This is a genomic window from Zwartia vadi (assembly GCF_030410375.1).
Taxonomy (GTDB): Bacteria; Pseudomonadota; Gammaproteobacteria; order Burkholderiales; family Burkholderiaceae_B; genus Zwartia; species Zwartia vadi.
On sequence record NZ_JAUHHE010000016.1, the window covers coordinates 1 to 17,878 of the forward strand.

Below are 17,878 nucleotides of genomic sequence, written 5' to 3' on the forward strand. Positions count from 1 at the left end.
ATATTCACTATTACAACAACGACCGGATCAAGACAAAACTCAAAGGGCTGAGTCCTGTGCAATACAGAACTCAACCCTTGAGGCCCTAATCCGCTTTTAAACTGTCCAACTTTATGGGGTCAGTTCAATCCACTGCTTTTTTATTTTCCCAAAGCTTTTCGAGGCGCAGCTGGATAAAACCGAAATTACCCAATACATAGCCGATCATGATGCAAAAAATACCGATGTATTGATCTGCCCCCTTTTCAAACACACCCAAACCACCCATCTCAGAGGTGTAACCAATCATTCTCACAAGCAGGCCCAGCAAAATGAATATCGCCATCCAAGCGATGAGCTTTCCACCTTTATTCTTATGTTCGGTATAAATAGACTGACTGATCAGCAAAAGATCCAAAGACATCAAGACAAGGTAAGCGTGTACCCAGTTCAACCGAAAAAACTCACTGGCATTAGAGTAAAAGAGAGCTGAAAAAACTGCCAGGTAAACGACCCCAATCGCAGCGTAAACATAGGCTGTTCGGTAGATGTTTTTTGATATTTCCAGCCTGAGAGACAGTGAGCGAAAACTAAAACCGATCACAAAGAAAATATGCGCGAACAAAAAACTGAACAAGTCCGGAATGGCCCCTCTCAGACCGACAAACATAAACCCAAGGCTTGTACCCAGACCGCCTATGCACCACCAATAGACCTGTCGATCCCGTAGCTCGGACGTCGCAAAAAAAACTGCTGCAGGCAACAAAAAGAAAAAAAGTGCCAATATTAAAAATAGCGAAGCAATGTCGATATTCAAAATGGATTCCTAGACACGATGTATTTCTAAACTCGACGTGTTTCCATACCGGAAGTATTGGTAAAGTAATACGCATACAGTAATTGAAATAAACTGATATTGCAGCATCTCTGACGACTTAGCCGGAAAAGTCGCGAACAAGCATTAAATGCCACAGGACAACACGCAACAAATGAATGCCTACCTGATAGATCCCTCAAGCAGAGAAATTACAAAGATTGAATTAACCGATGGCGCGCAGCAAATCGCCTCACTCCTAGGGGCAAAAAGCGTTGATTTTGATGAAATTGACGATGGTGGAGACCGCTTGTACTTTGATGAAGACTGCTTCATTAAAGCCAAACCAGGAGATGCGCGATTCAAGGTTGACAACTTGGCTCCGGTCTCTGGTGCCGGAATAATCTGTGGAGCAGAGTCGCCAAATGGCGTACTGCAACCAGTACGAACAGACTTGGCTACCTTGAATAAACGTCTACAGTTTATTTGATGATTAAACTAGCCGTTCTGGTGCAAATCTGAGCTTAAATGTACTGCCCTCACCTAAAACACTAGTAATCAAAAGCTGGGCGTTGTGGCGGGTGGCGATATGCTTGACAATCGCTAAACCAAGGCCGGTCCCCCCAGTATCGCGTGAACGGCTGCCATCAACGCGATAAAACCGCTCAGTGATGCGTGGCAGATGAACTGGATCAATACCGGGACCCGTATCGGTTACAGAAAAAATACCGTGATGGCTGGGACTCAAGCTCCAAGACACAGTAATTTGACCACCCTCAGGCGTATAACGAATCGCATTAGAAATCAAATTGCTGAACGCTGAATGCAACTCACGACGCTCACCATAGACGGCCGTATCTGTCAGCACTTCAAAAACTATTTGATGACGACCCGCTGAAAGTGCTTCAGCGTCAATTTTCAAACTCGCCATCTCGGCCACAACATCAAACTCTTGCATGGGGGCAAACGATGTGTTGGCCTCCAGGTTGGCTAATGTCAACAAGTCCTCAACCAGACTTTTCATCCGAGATGATTGCTTCATCATCAGACCGAGATAACGGTTGCGCTGCTCAGCTGACAGCTCAATTGACTGCATCGTTTCAAGAAAACCGATCAATACCGTCAGGGGTGTCCGTATTTCATGTGATACGTTCGCCACAAAATCACGTCTCATCGCTTCTGTCTTTTGGAGATCAGTAACATCCTGAGCAATCAAGAGTAGTTGATCATCACCAAATGGAAAAACCTGAACTGAGATCGAAAGCTCATGGGCAAAACCCATTTTTGGAATAACAATTGGAAGCTCAAAACGACGCAGCGAGAGATAACTCACAAAATCGGGATTGCGTACCAAATAGCGAATGTCTTGAAGGCTGTCTTTGCGAAAATTTATCCCAAAGAAATTTTCAGCGCTTGCATTACACCACTCGATGTGCAGCTCATCGTCCAACATCACCACACCATTCGGCGATGCCTGAAAACCTTGAATAAAGCGATTGTGACGCGTTTCAAGCAAGTTGATCTGCGCGTGAGCGTCCTTCATGATGCGATCGATTTTTGAGAACGCATCTCCCCAAGCACCAGACGGTTGCGATGAAAATTGATTGCTATTGCTTAAAGATAATTTTTGTATTTTTTCAAGGAAAAAATATCCTCTCGCCAACGGAAATGCCATGACACCAATACCGGTAAGTAAACCAACATGCGTACCTGCAAATAATCCCAGTAACCAACCAAGAATAATTGCGATCAATACCCATACCAAAAATCTACCGAAATAAAGCTTCATGCATCCTTACCATCTAAAGAGCGATCAACAGCGATTATTCGCTGTCAATGCTCACAGCCGTTGGATTTCTTGTGGCCCGATACCCGACCCCCCTAACCGTTTCAATATACACATCGCACTTGGCTACAGCCAAGGCAACACGCAGTCGTCTAATATGCACATCAACCGTGCGCTCTTCGATAAAGACTTCGTTACCCCAAACCTGATCAAGCAACTGAGTGCGTGAGTGAACTCTTTCGGGAGCGCCCATCAAAAACTGCAAGAGACGAAATTCAGTCGGACCAATGATAATCTCTCGACGAGGCGATTGGGGCCACTCGGCAGTGACTCGATGCGTCACCGGATCCAACCTCAAGGCACCCAAAACCATCAAATCAGCATTAGTCGGCACACGACTATGACGTCTAAGGAGCGCATTGACTCTAGCGACTAGCTCTTTAGTCGAGAACGGCTTAGTCATGTAGTCGTCCGCTCCCGCATCCAGCCCCTGGACTTTATCCGCCTCTTCGCTCTTGGCAGTCAACATCAAAATTGGGATTACAGCGGTACGTTCGTTGGCGCGTAGCTCTTTGGCATATTGAACACCGGACTTACCAGGCAGCATCCAATCCAAAATCATCAAGTCTGGTAATGAGTCTCTCATTGTGAGGTTCGCTTCCTCAGTCTGAAAAGCTTGTAAGACCTCGTATCCAGCATGCGTTAAATTAACAGCGATCAGTTCAGAAATGGAAAGTTCGTCTTCAACAATCAAGATGCGATGTGACATGTCCGAATTATTCCTCAGCGGCACGTTTATGCAACTCGTTTTTGGGTGAGTGCCTGACATCGTAACCACCCACCACGTAAATCACGAATTCGGCGATATTTTTTGCATGATCGCCAATGCGCTCGATTGACTTTGCAATGGTCAGCATATCCAGACCAGTCGCGATCGTCTGAGGATCCTCTGTCATATAGGATGTGAGCTTACGTACAAAAGCTCGGAATTCTTCATCGATTTGCCTGTCATCAAGCACAATCTCAACCGCGGCATCTCTGTCCAATCGTGCGAACGAATCCAAACTCTGACGCAGCTGCTTGAGGGCAAGCTGTCCGGAAATAATAATTTCTGCTACGTTGATTTTATGTTCGGCACCGCTTCGAATAATCCGTCGCGTGCGTTTAGCTACCTTTTCCGCCTCATCACCGGCACGCTCAAGATTAGTGATGGCTTTGGATACTGCCATGACTAAACGCAGGTCTCTGGCTGTAGGCTGTCTTCTCGCGATGATTTCGGTACATGCCGAATCAATCTCGATTTCCTTCGTGTTAATCGTTTTCTCACGATCAATCACCACTTTGCACAATTCGATATCCATTTCCGCAAACGCCCGGGTCGCATCCAGGATCTGAGACTCAACCATGCCACCCATTTCAAGCAGACTGCTGCAAAGAGCTTTGAGTTCAGAATCGAACTGAGATGAAAGGTGTTTATCAGCCATGAAATTTCCTGTTAACTGAAACCGCTATAGAAGCGATTAAGAAATGAAGTAAATGTAAAAGACACATTAACTTCTCAATATTTCAATTTGATGACGGACGCATTCCCCTACAGTCCGATCACCCCTCCATCCACTCGCTGTATCATAATCGTAGCTGAGCGTGGCCGGCCAGGCGGACCGTAGCCTCGGTTACCGGGCCATGCACTTTGCAGGTCAAACTGCCCAGCGTTTCCTAAAGGAGCTGTTTTCTCTCCGGGATGTTGAATATTTACAAACAGCGTCCTTCCATCAGCAGTTTCTGCCAAACCGGTTACCTCGGCTCCCTTTGGAGCAACTAAGAATCGCTTTAGCCTCGCATCGCCGAGCGTAGAACCGATAAAAGTTTCCTGTTGACCCTCTAACTTTTTATCTTCAATCAGCATCGAGTTAGCGACTGTCACCTTATTGCCGTCTCCTACGGATCCCGGAATGGCAGCCAACATCATGCAATTCGATTCATCGGTCATCGCACTGTCGTCCGTCTGAATCCAACAAATGCCTGTTGCACGACTAAACCATACTCCGTCTGGAGACGAAAAACTATTCATTGATGATAATTTTGAAATATTCGAGACTGGGTCGTCGTCCTCCGCTCCGAAAAGAAAGATATCCCACGAAAACATCTTTGCGCTGGCACGCAAATCATGCTCGCGAAAACGAATAATGTGTCCATTTGGATTGCCTGATCCCATTTTCCCATCTGTATCTTTATACGCCCGTGGGTTGGCCGCATTTACCTTAGAAGGGGTGCGATTCTTAGCATTGTTATTTGTTAGCGCAAAGTACACATCTCCGTTCCGGTGATTCACCGCCCCCCACTCAGGCCGATCCATGGGTGTCGCGCCAACAGCATCCGCTGCGAACCGTGCATGCACGAGAACGTCTGCCTGATTAGCGAAATGGTAAATATCAAATGCTCGAATCTTGGGATCTTGGAAATCAAGCTCCAACCATTCGCCCCTCCCGTCATCATTAAATCGAGCAGCATATAGTTTCCCGGCGTTCAAATACTTGTCACCCACACGTGTCCCACCACCAATATCTGCAGGATCCCATACTGCTTCAGTCACAAACTTGTAAATGTACTCGTTACGAGAATCACAGCCCATGTAAAAAGCAATAGGTTCGCCTGGCTTTGGCTCGCTACAAACCGCAGCCTCATGCGCAAAACGTCCCATCGAAGTGCGCTTGACCGGCATCGAGTTTGGATCAATAGGATCAATTTCCAAATTAAAACCAAACGTGTTGATCTCCTGACGGAAATCATTTTCAGGTCTGTCACTCAACGCTGCGATGTTCCAACGAGAAAATCGGTTGTTTTCATCAGAAACAGTGTGCCAACCTTGGCTAAAAGCCTTGTTAAGAGATGTATTCAAAGGCTGAGAAGCGGCACCATAGCGCCTGAGAGCAGCGACTTGCTTTGGCAGCAGGGGTAACGATTCAGAACTAATTTGAAAATACTTTGCCCAGTTTTCCTCACAAGTCAGGTATGTACCCCATGGCGTTTTGCCATGGCCGCAATTATTCAACGTACCACGACTGGATCGACCAGTAGGGTCAAATGCAGTTTTCATGAAATGATGAATTTGATTTTGATGCGAGGCGGAAGCACCGATCAATACAGTCGTCTCGGGTGTGATGCGCCGATTGAGATGACTATCCACTCGATACTTCCAGTTATTTTCCTCAAGCACCAACTCGACGATCGACACACCATGTAAATTCATTTCCTTAATGACCTCATCCCGGGGTCTTTTGCCTAGATCCCATGAGCCAAATTGGTCAAACTTTTTTCCCTGTACGCTAGCTGATGTTTGACCTTTTGAATGGATGAAATGTGCGTCCGCAGAGCTTTCATGATTGACGCAAAGAACAGCTCGATTCGTAGCTTCGACCGAATAACGTCCTTTTTCGTCGATATAAAACAACTCCATGCCATCGTGATGATCGCCGATCCGACCTGACCAGTCGTCCTTTTCAGTGCCCTGATTAGAATATGCGGGCACATCCGACCGTATCGAATCGCCCGTTGCATGCAAAATCGTGTAACGGTATCCCGGCGGTAACAACACATCGTCAAGCAAACTTTTTTGTACTGCATCAAACTCAAGAGATGCGCGCAAGCCAACAGCATCACTCGATGCCCATGCGGTTTTCAAGGAATCCGGGAGCACGGCGAGAGCACTCAGGCCCAACCCGCCTTTTATAAAATGACGACGAGTCGGGCTCTTCAATGCAGTATTTAATATCGACTGGAAGCACGCATTCCGGCGTATTTTTCTCATCACTGAATCCTTATTTTTAACCGATCACACTGCATATTTGATCACTTAGTAAACGTGAAAAAAATGACAAACGCGTGACAACATATCGTCATGAATTCTTCATGAGATCGTCATAGGATTGACATCTGAATATTTGATCATCCTGATATTCACGGGAGATCAAAAAGAATGCTGATTCAAGTCCACGTTGAAAGAAATTCGACCGTACACGCGCCGAAAATAAGTAAAAATTTATCTGTGAAGCTTGCGCAAACAGACACAGAAATTGAAGAAGCGCAACGACTCAGACACACTGTATTCAGCGGGGAATATGGTGCAATTTTTAGCTGCCAAAGTACGGACATCGACGAGGACAAATATGACCGCTGGTGCGATCACTTGATCGTACGCGATCACACAACAAATCGAGTAGTAGGAACCTATAGAGTGCTTAGACCAGAGCAGGCTATTCACGCAGGTGGATACTATTCGGAATCGGAGTTCGATCTAACAGATCTAAACCCCATCCGCGATCAGATTGTTGAGTTTGGGCGCGCATGCATCGACTCCGCATACAGGAACGGTCCCACTCTGATGATGCTGTGGTCCGGGCTATCAGAAATCATCAGATCGAAAAATTATCAATATGTTTTAGGTTGCGCAAGCGTCAGCTTGCGAGATGACGGAGTAACCGCATCAGAAGTATGGCGAAGTGTGCGCGACACTTTAACGATCGATCAACAATGGAGCGTCACACCTCACTATCCATACCCAGTTGAACAGGTCAACCCAGAACTTCCTGCAAAGATTCCACCTCTTATTGAAGGCTACCTCAAACTGGGTGTCAAAGTTTGTGGCAATCCTGCCTGGGACCCCGATTTCAATACCGCAGATTTTCCGATGCTTCTGAATGTTAAGCAGATGAACGCTCGCTACAAAAAACGTCTTGGTTTCGAACCATAAACTTAGAAATTCGGAAGAGGAATCTACCGCATGCAATCCAATCTTCTTAATATCAGTCATGTGTCAAAGACATTCAAAACTCACTCTCTGAATCATTCGCAAAAATTTCTGGCCGTTGATGATGTGAGTTTATCAATTGATAAAGGAGAGGCTGTCGCACTACTCGGAGCTTCTGGTTCGGGTAAATCGACTCTCATTCGCTTACTTTGCGGACTTGAAAAAATTGATCCAGACCGGGGTTCAATCCTTGTCAATGGTAGATCCTTTTACAAAGGAAGCACTTTTTCACCTGATATTCGGTCGATCAGAAATACGATAGGCGTTGTCTTTCAGCAATTCAATTTAGTCGGTCAACTCGATGTCATTACCAATGTTTTAATTGGCTGTTTAGCCAACAAGTCAAATCTTGATATCGCTTTCAAACGTTTCACAGAAGCGGAAAGAGTCGCCGCACTCGAATGTCTCGACAAAGTCGGACTCGGACCTCAAGCCTATCAGCGCGCATCGACGCTGTCAGGTGGGCAGCAGCAAAGGGTTGCTGTAGCTCGTGCACTTCTCAAGGGATCTGAAGTTCTTCTGGCTGACGAGCCTGTGGCCTCTCTAGATCCAACTTCTGCGAAAAAAGTCATGGATATTCTATTTGGGCTCACAAAAGATCTTGGCATGACATTGCTGGTTAGCCTCCATCAAATTTCAATAGCAAAAGCTTACTGTCACAGAGCTTTGGGGATGAAAAAAGGAAAGCTGATCTATGACGGACCATCTTCTGAGCTGTCTGCTCAGCGACTTGAAAATTTATATGGCGCAGATGCAGAAGAAATAATCACAGACGCATACCCTATCGCCTTCACGGCGCCAAGGTTACACCCCTCATTAATTAATGCTTAATCATGGAGAAATTATGAAGATACGAAACATTATCATCACCGCCTGTTTGGCGTTATCTAGCGCCATAGCCATCGCTCAAGACATTTCCTTCGGCATTATTGCGACTGACTCAGCTTCAGCGCAACGTGAGAAATGGGAGCCATTTTTCAAGGATATGGAACTTAAAACAGGCTTGAAGATTAAGTCGTTTTACTCAACCGACTATGCCGGAGTGATTGAAGCGATGCGATTCAACAAGGTTCAAGTCGCCTGGTACGGCAACAAAGCGGCAATGGAAGCTGTTGATCGCGCCAATGGTGAAATTTTCGCTCAATTGATGTATGCGGACGGCAGCTTCGGTTATGAGGCCCTTTTAATTACTCATAAAGACTCTCCCTATAAATCCTTGGATGACGTCTTTAAAAATTCAAAAAATGTAAATTTTGGTATAGGTGATCCAAACTCAACATCCGGATTTCTCGTTCCGACCTACTATATTTTTTCAGAGCGGAAAGTTGAGCCACGTTCGATTTTCAAATCAGTTCGAAATGGAAGTCATGGTGCAAATATTCAAGCGATCCTTGCCAAGCAGCTTGATGTAGCGACCAACAACACAGAGGACATGGGACGGCTCAAATCTACCCGACCAGAATTGTATGAACAAATTCGCGTGATATGGACAAGTCCGCTTATCCCGAGTGACCCCTTTGTGTGGCGCAAAGATCTCGATCCGGTTATTAAAGAAAAATTACGTACATTTGTTTTGGGATACGCAAAAACCGATCCGAAAGAAAAGGAAATTTTGAAGAATATTTACAACTATGGTGGGTTTAGAGAGTCTAGCAATGATCAATTAAAACCGATCCGTCAACTTGAACTATTCAAGGATCGTCAAAAAGTTTTATCTTCGCAAGGTATGAGTCAAGTTGAAAAAGACTCAAAACTTAAAGAGATTGATCAAGCACTCGCCAAACTGCAATGACAACCAATTCACTCACGATGAGTGCACTCGAGCGGGTCAAAGCTCGCGCGAGTGCTGAACGTCCTCGCCTAAGTTATTACTTAGGTTGGATTTTTGCATTTCTTCTTCTTGGATGGGCTTGGCATGGCGCAGAGATTCGTCCAATTGACCTGATCCGTGACTCAGGAAACATCCTCACTTTGACCAAGGACTTCTTTCCGCCTAATTTCCATGACTGGCGCATCTATCTCAAGGAAATGATAGTAACCATTCATATTGCATTGTGGGGGACACTACTCGCGATCTTGGTCTCAGTACCTCTTGGATTTCTCTGCGCTTCAAATGTAGTTCGTCCTTGGGTTTATCAACCTCTTCGTCGCGTAATGGATGCATTACGTGCGGTCAATGAAATGGTGTTCGCTCTACTTTTTATTGTCGCTGTTGGTCTCGGTCCATTCGCAGGCGTACTTGCTTTGTTTGTTCACACAACGGGAACTCTCAGTAAATTATTTTCTGAAGCCGTGGAAGCTATTGATCCAAGACCTGTCGAGGGTATACGCGCCGCGGGGGGCTCTAAATTTTCTGAAATCATTTTTGGGATTCTTCCGCAAGTTCTTCCTATGTGGATTTCATTTTGTCTTTACCGCTTTGAGTCTAATGTTCGTTCAGCTTCAGTAGTGGGAATGGTAGGCGCTGGCGGAATCGGTGTGATTTTGTACGAGGTGATCCGCGGTTTTCAATATGCTGAAACATGTGCTGTGCTAATCATCCTGGTGGGTACCGTCACGGCAATTGACATCATCTCTGCCTATCTAAGGAATCGCGTAACATGAACGAATTCAAACCTGAAATCACATTTAGTATCGGCGCACGTCATAATTTAACGACGTTAACGGGTAATAGACCTGTTGTCATCTTGTTGCATGCACATGCAAGCAGAACACTCATCGATGAGTTGCGAAACATGTTTGGTTCGCGCCTAAAGGAAATTTTATATTGCCCGGATGGACTTTTAGCAATTGAACATGTGGATCGCTTACGGCAGCATTTTTGGACTCGCCATGCCGGTAGAGACCTTCCCACACTCATCGCAATTGGAGGAGGAAGCACCCTGGATCTCGCTAAATCGATGCGTATTGCCCTGCCCTCAAACATGTCCATCGCAAGTGTATTAGATAGGGTTAGTGATATTGGCGACTTCGTCACCAGTCCGCTCCTGCTCATGCCCACTACAGCCGGGACCGGGAGCGAGGTTTCTTCTACCGCAACAATCTGGGACTTGCAGCGCGGCTCTAAACACTCATTTTTTGGAAGTGCCGCCACGGCTGACTGGGCTGTTATTGATCCTGAGCTTTGTCTAACCACCCCTTGGACTGTTACACGCGATAGCGGAGTCGATGCGCTTGCGCATGCGCTGGAGTCAATTTGGAATCGGCAGCGCGTGCCCAAAGCATTTGCCTTTGCGATGTCAGCTGCACAACAAATTACCCGTGTTTTACCTAGTCTGATTGATCATCCTCACGATATCTCGCTCAGAGCCGAAATGAGTCAAGCGGCGCTATGGGCAGGACAAGCGATGGCACTGACTGAAACAGCCCTTGTTCACGCTCTTTCATATCAAGATACTCTTCAACTAGGCATTTCTCATGGCCAAGCTTGTGCCAAGTGGTTGCCACGCGTTTATAAAATCGCGCGCGAATCATCTGAAGAGCTGAGCATTTACCTAAGAGCATCGATGGAGCCCATCATTAGCGATGAATGGGAACTTCAAGAATGGCTGATTGGACTCGGATTGCAGCCAGTGTTACTGAATGACAAGAATCCTGAAATTGATGCGAGGATTAAAGCAGCTTTGAACTCAACACGGGGAAAAAATTTTGTCGCGGCGGAGCCTGTTCATGCCCTCCAGTAATTACGATGTAGTTGTTGTTGGTGCTGGAATAGTCGGTTTAGCTCATGCATGGATGGCTGCTAAACGCGGTTTGCGGGTTGCAGTTTTAGAGAAAAATGATCGCTGTATTGGTGCATCTGTTCGGAATTTTGGTTTTATAACTGTCACTGGTCAACGCTCAGGAGATACTTGGCGGCGTGCCTTGCGTTCCAGAGACTTATGGGCTGAAATCGCTCCTCAAGCTGGCATTCCAATCTGTCATCAAGGTCTGATAGTTATTGGTCAACGTGAAGAAGCTGTTGAAATACTTGAAACATTTCAACAGTCTGAAATGGGCGAAGATTGCAAACTCCTTACGGCGGATTCTATTCGCAAACAATATCCAGAAATTCGAGGCGAAAACGTCATTGGCGGACTCTACAGCCCACACGAATTACGCGTTGAGTCAAAGGATGCAATTGGTCAGATCACCCAATTTCTCAATAAGGAGATGTGTGTTGATTTTTATTTCAATCAAGAGCTGCTTGAGATCAATCTGCCTCAGTTACGTACCGCTAGCAAAATATTTCAGACTGAACATTTGATTTTGTGTCCTGGAACAGAACTTCACGGAGTTGCTGAGCCATACTTGGCGCCTTACCGATTGACTCACACCCAGCTTCAGATGTTGCGCATCAAGCCTATTCACCCCTTACATCTACGTTCAGCAGTCATGTCGGATCTCAGTCTGGTTCGATATGCCGGATACACGGGATTGAATTGCCATCAAAATCTTTTGAATAGACTTATTCAGGAGGAAAAGTCATGCATGGATGCCGGGATTCATTTGATTGTTGTACAGAGCCAGGACGGTACTTTTATAGTAGGCGACTCTCATCACCCCGCGCATGAGGTCGAGCCATTCGCACAAGACACTGTCGATATGCTCATTCTGAATCAGCTTGAACGCACACTTTGTATCGATCAATATCAAGTCGTACAACGTTGGACTGGAAAGTATCCAATTACTCGCTCAGACACAGATGCGCTAATCATATCTCCAAACAGTCAAATTAGAGTGGTGAGCGTTGTTAGCGGAACAGGTGCAAGCACCGCCTTTGGTCTTGCCGAAGAAGTCATGAATCAGTGGGGAATATAAATTGAGTAATCACGTTTATAAAAATCCGAGTATCAGTGCTGTGATATTCGATTGGGCAGGCACAATCGTCGATTTTGGAAGCCATGCTCCCATGCATGCGTTTGTTCGTCTGTTCGCGCAATACGGCATCGATCTTAGCATTGAAGATGCTCGCGGCCCGATGGGACTTCCCAAATGGAAACATATCAACGCGCTTGGGAACTTACCTCACATCATTAAGCAGTGGCAACAAAAATATAAACGTCCGTTTACAGATTCGGATACTGATGAGCTTTACGCTATTTTTACTCCAATGAATGCCGCGACCGTTGCAGATCACGCTCAGCTTATTCCTGGATTTTTATCGACACTCGATATTTTGCGTAGTCAAGGGATCAAAATCGGCACCACCACTGGCTACAATCGACAAATCATGAACACTCTGCTGCCCCTTGTTAAACAACAGGGCTTCATTCCGGACAATCTAGTATGCGCTGACGATCTTCATGAGTCCCGCCCAAGTCCGCTCGGGATGTATAGATGCTTTTTGGATCTTAATGTTTGGCCCGCGACATCTGTCATCAAAGTTGACGATACAGTTCCAGGATTACTTGAGGGATATAACAGTGGCTGCTGGACAGTCGGTGTGATCGCGAGCGGTAATGAAGCAGGCCTGACTCATTCAGAATGGACCGACTTGGATGACTACGAAAAGGATTTGATTCGCGCACGGGTTTCTGAAAAATTGTCTGTCGCTAAGCCAAATTTTCTTATTGACACTGTCGCTGACCTGCCTAAAGTTTTACAGCAAATTGACAAATTGCGTTTAAAGTCTCAGTACGAGTCTGCAGCCTAGAAAGCGGTGTTCGAGCGCACCAATCATTCAAAAAAAACGCCCTTGAATTATTCAAGGGCGTTTTGTTACACAGCGAGACAACTGTGCATTCAAACTGACATCTTGGATTAATCAGGCTTGATGTTGTTTTCCTTGATGACCTTTGACCAGCGATCCATTTCGGATGCTGTGAACTTGCCGAGCGCCTCGGGTGTGCTAGCCTTTAAGTTCATCCCTTGGACTTCTGTCAACTGCTTGTAGACATCTGGCTGCTTGGTGATTTTGACCATTTCGGCATTGAGCTTGTCAATAATCGCCTTGGGTGTGCCAGCGGGAGCATAGACAGCCCACCATGCTTCGGCTGAAAAGCCTTTGAAGCCTAATTCCGCCATCGTGGGGACGTCAGGCAAGGATGCGGCACGCGTCTCGCCCGTTACAGCCAACGCGCGCATCTTACCGCTGCGGATGTGGTTACCCAACACGGCGATGGAACCAATACCACCATCGATCTGTCCGCCCATAATGTCAATAGACATTGGTCCGCCGCCTTTGTAGGGAACGTGCACCACCTTGAAACCACCGTCTTTCTGAAGCAAGGTCATCGCCAGGTGACCAAGGCTGCCACTACCGACCGAGCCATAGCTCACTGTATCAGGCTTGGCTTTGGCTGCCTTCACGTAGTCGCCAAAAGTTTTGTAAGGTTTGGAAGGTGCTGTCGCAAATGCCATCGGTGCGGTACCGACCAGCATGACAGGTGCCAGATCCTTGACAGTGTCATAGGGTAATTTGGGCAACAAATATGGGTTGGTCGCATGCGTATCAAACACAAAGACAAAGGTGTAGCCATCAGCAGGAGCTTTCGCAACGTAACCTGTTCCGATTGAACCCGATGCACCGGTGCGGTTCTCAACGATAAACTGCTGACCCAACGCTTCAGACAGCTTGGCTGCGAACAAGCGCGCAAGCGGGTCAACTGAACCACCAGGAGGGAATGGCGAAACAAAAGTCACAGGCTTCACAGGCCACTGCTGGGCCGAAGCGATCGGTGAAGCGGCAACCGCTAGTACACCAAGGGCCAAGCCGACATTACGAATGAGTTTATTCACCACGTTGAACTCCTTGCTTAAATTTATTTGAAAACACTATCAGCTTTCACGACTCATTAGTTTAAACCGATTGCAAGCCCTCTGCCTCCCGATAAACCCTAGGTTTAAACGGTTATCCTTATAGAGGTTACGGATATTTTTTCTCTGAGGCTTCTTTTGACTACATCCACTCCACTGATTGGTCTTGCGTTGGGCAGCGGTGCTGCACGCGGCTGGGCACACATCGGCGTATTACGTGTCCTTGAGCGAGAAGGAATCTCTGCGCCCATCGTCTGCGGAACGTCAATTGGAGCATTAGTGGGAGCTGCTTATGCAGCCGGGCAACTTGAGGGTATGCACGACTGGGTCAAGACACTGAACTGGCAAGCGGTGATTAACCTCATTGATCTCAGAATGGGCGGTGGGTTAATCGAAGGCGGTAAGCTCATCGATTTTTTTAGCAAACAGTTTAAAGATGAGGGGATCGAACACCTGCCCAAAAAGTTCGGTTGCGTCGCGACCGACCTTGGAAACGGCAATGAGGTCTGGTTAAAAGAGGGAAAAGTCATCGAGGCGGTTCGCGCATCGATTGCTTTGCCAGGCCTCTTCACCCCTCAAATGAAAGAAGGCCGACTGCTTGTCGATGGCGGACTCGTCAATCCGATCCCCGTCTCGCTTTGCAGGGCCATGGGTGCTCAAATCGTAATAGCAGTCGATCTGAACTGGAATCTTGTCGGTCGTCGCAACAGGATTTCAGGCGATGAAATAACTGAAGCCTCTGGATTGGGTGGATCCGACATCCCACCCTCGCTGTCCAGCAGCGTCATAGAAGCTATTCTCAGCAGGTTTCGGCCCTCAAGCAGAGGTCCCCTGTCTGCAAGCAATGGCTCAGATTTACCCTCCATGCTGGACGTGCTCACGACAAGTCTCAACATCATGCAAGTCCAGATCTCAGAGACCAGACTGCTGCATGAACCCGCAGACTTAATGATCCGACCGGATCTTGCCGACACCGCAGCGATGGATTTTCATCGCGGCGCACATGCGATCAAAGCGGGAGAGCAAGCCGCGCTTGAAATGCTCCCCGCTATCCGCTTGTTAATGAAAAATTACGAAACGGCCTAAACAAGCTTCTCAAGACTTTTGGCGTACACAACAGTCTTGTTTACAAACGCCTCGTGATTATTTTCCACCTCGTCCAGTTCATAGAGATAGTTCACCATCAAGCTACTTGACTGCGCCACCCCTTTTTTAGACAGATCCGCAGCCCAATTGATGTTGTAGAGTTGCGCGCCGTTCGAAAGGTGAAATTTCGCCACCGCATCACCGTCCTTGTTGCAAGTCTCCTGAGTGAGGTAAATAAAACATAAGCGCATCAAGGCAGCCTTTTCCTCATCGCTTGCATGCAAGCTGGACCAGCCGCCCGCAAGAGTCTTGGCCCAAGGCTGCCCTTTTGCACGCAAAAGCTTGAAAGCCTCTTCAACTTTGACCCGTTTAGCTGACGGTAGCTCAAACTGTTCTGTTTTAACGCCTGAGTCCAGCCATTTTGTAAAACCTGGGATTGGAGATAATGTGCAAAAAGTTTTAACAGAAGGGATTTCCTGCTGAATCTTTTCAGCGACGCGCTTGATCAGAAAGTTTCCAAGAGAAACGCCCTTTAAGCCGGGCTGGCAATTACTGATCGAATAAAAAATCGCTGTTTTAAATTTCTTTGCCTCAAGTGGTACTGCCTTTTTATCCAATAGAGGGCCCACTTCACGGGCAATCGTTGGAACAAGCGCCACTTCGACAAAAATCAAAGGTTCCCCGGGCAACTGGGGGTGGAAAAAAGCGAAACACCGGCGATCGGGTTGGAGTCGGCGTCGCAAATCGTCCCAACCATCTATGGCGTGAACCGATTCATGCTTGATGATTTTTTCCAGCAAGATGGCAGGCGAAGACCAGGTGATTTCATGAAGCTCTAAAAACCCAGGGTTGAACCAAGAGCTAAACACGTGCTGGATGTCTGAATCAACCGATTTGAGCCCAGGGTGCGCTTTCAGGTGACTCAGTAAACGTTCGCGCATTTGCACAATCGCGTGCGTCCCCCCTACCGCTCGATTTAAACGCCGCATTAACTCCTGACGGGCGGGCTCAACCGTACGGAATAAATTATTCAAGCTTGCATGATCCGGACGATCGGCATAGCGTTGTGCGGCCGCTAATACGGCTGTGGGATCCGGACTAAAACTTACAGCCATAAATTCAAAAAAACTCAACTGATCCGAACGGTCTAGAGAGTGAAAGGACTCCAAAAGCTTGGCCGCCATACTTTGAGCATTCGCCTCGCCTTTCTCGGAAAGAAGACTCAGGGCTGTTTTTTTTGCGGCCTCAAGCGACCGTCCTCTGATAAACCGTTCAAACATAAGGAATTTCTCCATTTTCTTGCGTGCAAATCAAGTTAACATGATTCTTTATGATCTGTGTTTGCATCGACTATGCGTGTCAATGATCACGCCACCATGACACCCCGAGAGACTGAATCATGATCTCAACAAGAAATGCCTTGCTCAAGTTATCAAGGCAAGCGATTTTTTATTTGTTGATGGGCTTTGCGTTTCTGACAACGTCTCAGGCTCAAAACTCTCCCCCTCAACAAGCACCTTCGCCTTCACCCGCGGCACAACCCACCCCAGCCGATCCGAACGCCCCTCCAATCTATCTGGGTTTCGACGGTGCTTATGGTCAAAAAACCAATACTGCAGCCAAAGCGATTGAATTTGGTCTGCTTCAAGCCATCGAAGATATCAATGCGGCAGGAGGTGTTTTAGGCGGGCGGCCCGTCAAACTCCTGACAACTGATAACAAAGGGGTCACCGCACGAGGCAAAGACAACTTCATCGAACTTGCGCAGCACAAGGATATGGTGACAGTATTTGGAGGCAAATACAGCCCTGTCACAGTTGAATCGCTCGTTGAGGCACAGCGTCTTCAAATGCCAATCATCAGTGTATGGGGATCGGCAGATCAAATCACTGAAATCAGTTACAACCCTTCCTATGCGTTTAGGGTTTCTCTCAAAGACAGCTGGGGCGTCACAGCAATGCTTCGACGCATTGCTGATGAATTCAACGTTTCCGCCGCATGCGCCATCTTGCCCAATACAGCATGGGGCCGGTCCTCTGATTCCGTGATCAAAAATCAAGCTGGCGAACTCGGTCTCGCATTTCCTGTTATTCGCTGGTACAACTGGGGCGACACAAGCTTTGAAGCCTCATACACACAATGTTTGAAAAATGATGCTCGAGCGCTGCTTTTTGTGGGCAATGAGAGAGAAGCCGCCATCCTGATCAAGGAAATTGCCCGTCGACCCGTCAATGAGCGTCTCCCTGTCGTCGCCCACTGGGGGACTGTCGGCGGTATCCTGCATGAATTAGTCGGTGAAGACCTGAATGCTGTCCGATTTGACGTGATTCAAACCTTTAGCTTCGTGAACAACTCTCGACCCTTGGCGGTCAAACTTGCTCAGGCCGCACTCAAGTCCGGTGGATATGCTCAGGTTGCAGACATTCCAAGTCCTGTTGGTATTGCTCAGGCCTATGATGCCGCTCGACTCGTTGCCATGGCGGTCGAAATCGCGCAAAGCTCGCGCGGCCCGGATATTCGAGCAGCATTGGAGCGACTGCCAAACTATCAGGGCGCCATCAAGGATTATGCCCCGGCCTTTACACCGACTCGCCATGATGCTTTGGATGCGTCTTCTGTCTTGTTCGTCAAGCTCACGCCGCAAGGTGCTTTGATTCCACTCAACTGA

At 47.2% G+C, this 17,878-nt stretch carries 18 protein-coding genes; 11 read left to right on the top strand and 7 right to left on the bottom strand.

What is annotated here, in order from left to right:
- Nucleotides 1-89, top strand: an 89-nt coding sequence (locus tag QWY27_RS13185) for an IS3 family transposase (RefSeq protein ID WP_290195450.1), incomplete at its 5' end; no start/stop codon positions are given.
- A 35-nt stretch (nucleotides 90-124) separates the two neighbouring features.
- On the opposite strand, the gene QWY27_RS13190 is transcribed toward QWY27_RS13185, so the two are convergent.
- Nucleotides 125-796, bottom strand: coding sequence for a hypothetical protein (locus QWY27_RS13190; RefSeq protein ID WP_290198854.1), 672 nt, complete (start codon nucleotides 794-796; stop codon nucleotides 125-127).
- A 148-nt stretch (nucleotides 797-944) separates the two neighbouring features.
- Here QWY27_RS13190 and QWY27_RS13195 point away from each other — a divergent pair, with 148 nt between their 5' ends.
- The gene (locus QWY27_RS13195; protein ID WP_290198855.1) at nucleotides 945-1,283 is read left to right on the top strand and encodes a hypothetical protein; all 339 of its coding nucleotides are present in this window, start codon (nucleotides 945-947) and stop codon (nucleotides 1,281-1,283) included.
- Nucleotides 1,284-1,286: 3 nt separating this feature from the next.
- On the opposite strand, the gene phoR is transcribed toward QWY27_RS13195, so the two are convergent.
- The 4 genes from phoR to QWY27_RS13215 form a co-directional block, all read right to left on the bottom strand.
- Entirely contained in the window at nucleotides 1,287-2,582 is a 1,296-nt protein-coding gene (gene phoR, locus QWY27_RS13200) for a phosphate regulon sensor histidine kinase PhoR (RefSeq protein WP_290198856.1), read from the bottom strand.
- Between the two features lie 34 nt (nucleotides 2,583-2,616).
- Nucleotides 2,617-3,348 carry a phosphate regulon transcriptional regulator PhoB gene (gene phoB / locus QWY27_RS13205; RefSeq protein WP_290198857.1) on the bottom strand — a complete coding sequence of 244 codons (732 nt, stop codon included), beginning with the start codon at nucleotides 3,346-3,348 and terminating at the stop codon, nucleotides 2,617-2,619.
- Nucleotides 3,349-3,355: 7 nt separating this feature from the next.
- Nucleotides 3,356-4,063, bottom strand: coding sequence for a phosphate signaling complex protein PhoU (gene phoU / locus QWY27_RS13210; RefSeq protein ID WP_290198858.1), 708 nt, complete (start codon nucleotides 4,061-4,063; stop codon nucleotides 3,356-3,358).
- 107 nt (nucleotides 4,064-4,170) lie between these two features.
- Complete coding sequence (locus tag QWY27_RS13215) at nucleotides 4,171-6,261, bottom strand: PhoX family protein (RefSeq protein WP_290198859.1); 2,091 nt, start codon at nucleotides 6,259-6,261, stop codon at nucleotides 4,171-4,173.
- A 294-nt stretch (nucleotides 6,262-6,555) separates the two neighbouring features.
- On the opposite strand from QWY27_RS13215, the gene QWY27_RS13220 reads away from it, so the two are divergent.
- Genes QWY27_RS13220 through phnX form a run of 7 tightly spaced genes read left to right on the top strand, consistent with a single transcriptional unit; the run spans nucleotide 6,556 to nucleotide 13,021 of the window.
- Nucleotides 6,556-7,329, top strand: a complete 774-nt coding sequence (locus tag QWY27_RS13220; RefSeq protein WP_290198860.1) for a GNAT family N-acetyltransferase — start codon at nucleotides 6,556-6,558, stop codon at nucleotides 7,327-7,329.
- 30 nt (nucleotides 7,330-7,359) lie between these two features.
- Nucleotides 7,360-8,217 carry a phosphonate ABC transporter ATP-binding protein gene (locus tag QWY27_RS13225; RefSeq protein WP_290198861.1) on the top strand — a complete coding sequence of 286 codons (858 nt, stop codon included), beginning with the start codon at nucleotides 7,360-7,362 and terminating at the stop codon, nucleotides 8,215-8,217.
- A 13-nt stretch (nucleotides 8,218-8,230) separates the two neighbouring features.
- Nucleotides 8,231-9,178 carry a phosphonate ABC transporter substrate-binding protein gene (gene phnD / locus QWY27_RS13230; RefSeq protein WP_290198862.1) on the top strand — a complete coding sequence of 316 codons (948 nt, stop codon included), beginning with the start codon at nucleotides 8,231-8,233 and terminating at the stop codon, nucleotides 9,176-9,178.
- Complete coding sequence (gene phnE / locus QWY27_RS13235) at nucleotides 9,175-9,990, top strand: phosphonate ABC transporter, permease protein PhnE (RefSeq protein ID WP_290198863.1); 816 nt, start codon at nucleotides 9,175-9,177, stop codon at nucleotides 9,988-9,990. Before phnD ends, phnE begins: the two co-directional genes overlap by 4 nt.
- The gene (locus QWY27_RS13240; protein ID WP_290198864.1) at nucleotides 9,987-11,069 is read left to right on the top strand and encodes an iron-containing alcohol dehydrogenase; all 1,083 of its coding nucleotides are present in this window, start codon (nucleotides 9,987-9,989) and stop codon (nucleotides 11,067-11,069) included. The genes phnE and QWY27_RS13240 overlap by 4 nt, the downstream gene beginning before the upstream one ends.
- Nucleotides 11,056-12,186, top strand: a complete 1,131-nt coding sequence (locus tag QWY27_RS13245) for a TIGR03364 family FAD-dependent oxidoreductase (RefSeq protein WP_290198865.1) — start codon at nucleotides 11,056-11,058, stop codon at nucleotides 12,184-12,186. The genes QWY27_RS13240 and QWY27_RS13245 overlap by 14 nt, the downstream gene beginning before the upstream one ends.
- Nucleotide 12,187: 1 nt before the next feature.
- A complete protein-coding gene (gene phnX / locus QWY27_RS13250; protein ID WP_290198866.1) occupies nucleotides 12,188-13,021 on the top strand; it encodes a phosphonoacetaldehyde hydrolase in 834 nt (277 codons plus the stop codon).
- A gap of 107 nt (nucleotides 13,022-13,128) precedes the next feature.
- Here the strand turns inward: phnX and QWY27_RS13255 are convergent, their stop codons facing one another.
- Nucleotides 13,129-14,106, bottom strand: a complete 978-nt coding sequence (locus tag QWY27_RS13255; protein ID WP_290198867.1) for a tripartite tricarboxylate transporter substrate binding protein — start codon at nucleotides 14,104-14,106, stop codon at nucleotides 13,129-13,131.
- A 156-nt stretch (nucleotides 14,107-14,262) separates the two neighbouring features.
- Between QWY27_RS13255 and QWY27_RS13260 the strand changes: the two genes are divergently transcribed.
- Entirely contained in the window at nucleotides 14,263-15,210 is a 948-nt protein-coding gene (locus QWY27_RS13260; RefSeq protein WP_290198868.1) for a patatin-like phospholipase family protein, read from the top strand.
- Here the strand turns inward: QWY27_RS13260 and QWY27_RS13265 are convergent.
- Complete coding sequence (locus QWY27_RS13265; RefSeq protein ID WP_290198869.1) at nucleotides 15,207-16,490, bottom strand: malonyl-CoA decarboxylase; 1,284 nt, start codon at nucleotides 16,488-16,490, stop codon at nucleotides 15,207-15,209. The two genes, QWY27_RS13260 and QWY27_RS13265, sit on opposite strands and share 4 nt — an antisense overlap.
- Before the next feature lie 119 nt (nucleotides 16,491-16,609).
- Between QWY27_RS13265 and QWY27_RS13270 the strand changes: the two genes are divergently transcribed.
- Nucleotides 16,610-17,878, top strand: a complete 1,269-nt coding sequence (locus QWY27_RS13270; RefSeq protein ID WP_290198870.1) for an ABC transporter substrate-binding protein — start codon at nucleotides 16,610-16,612, stop codon at nucleotides 17,876-17,878.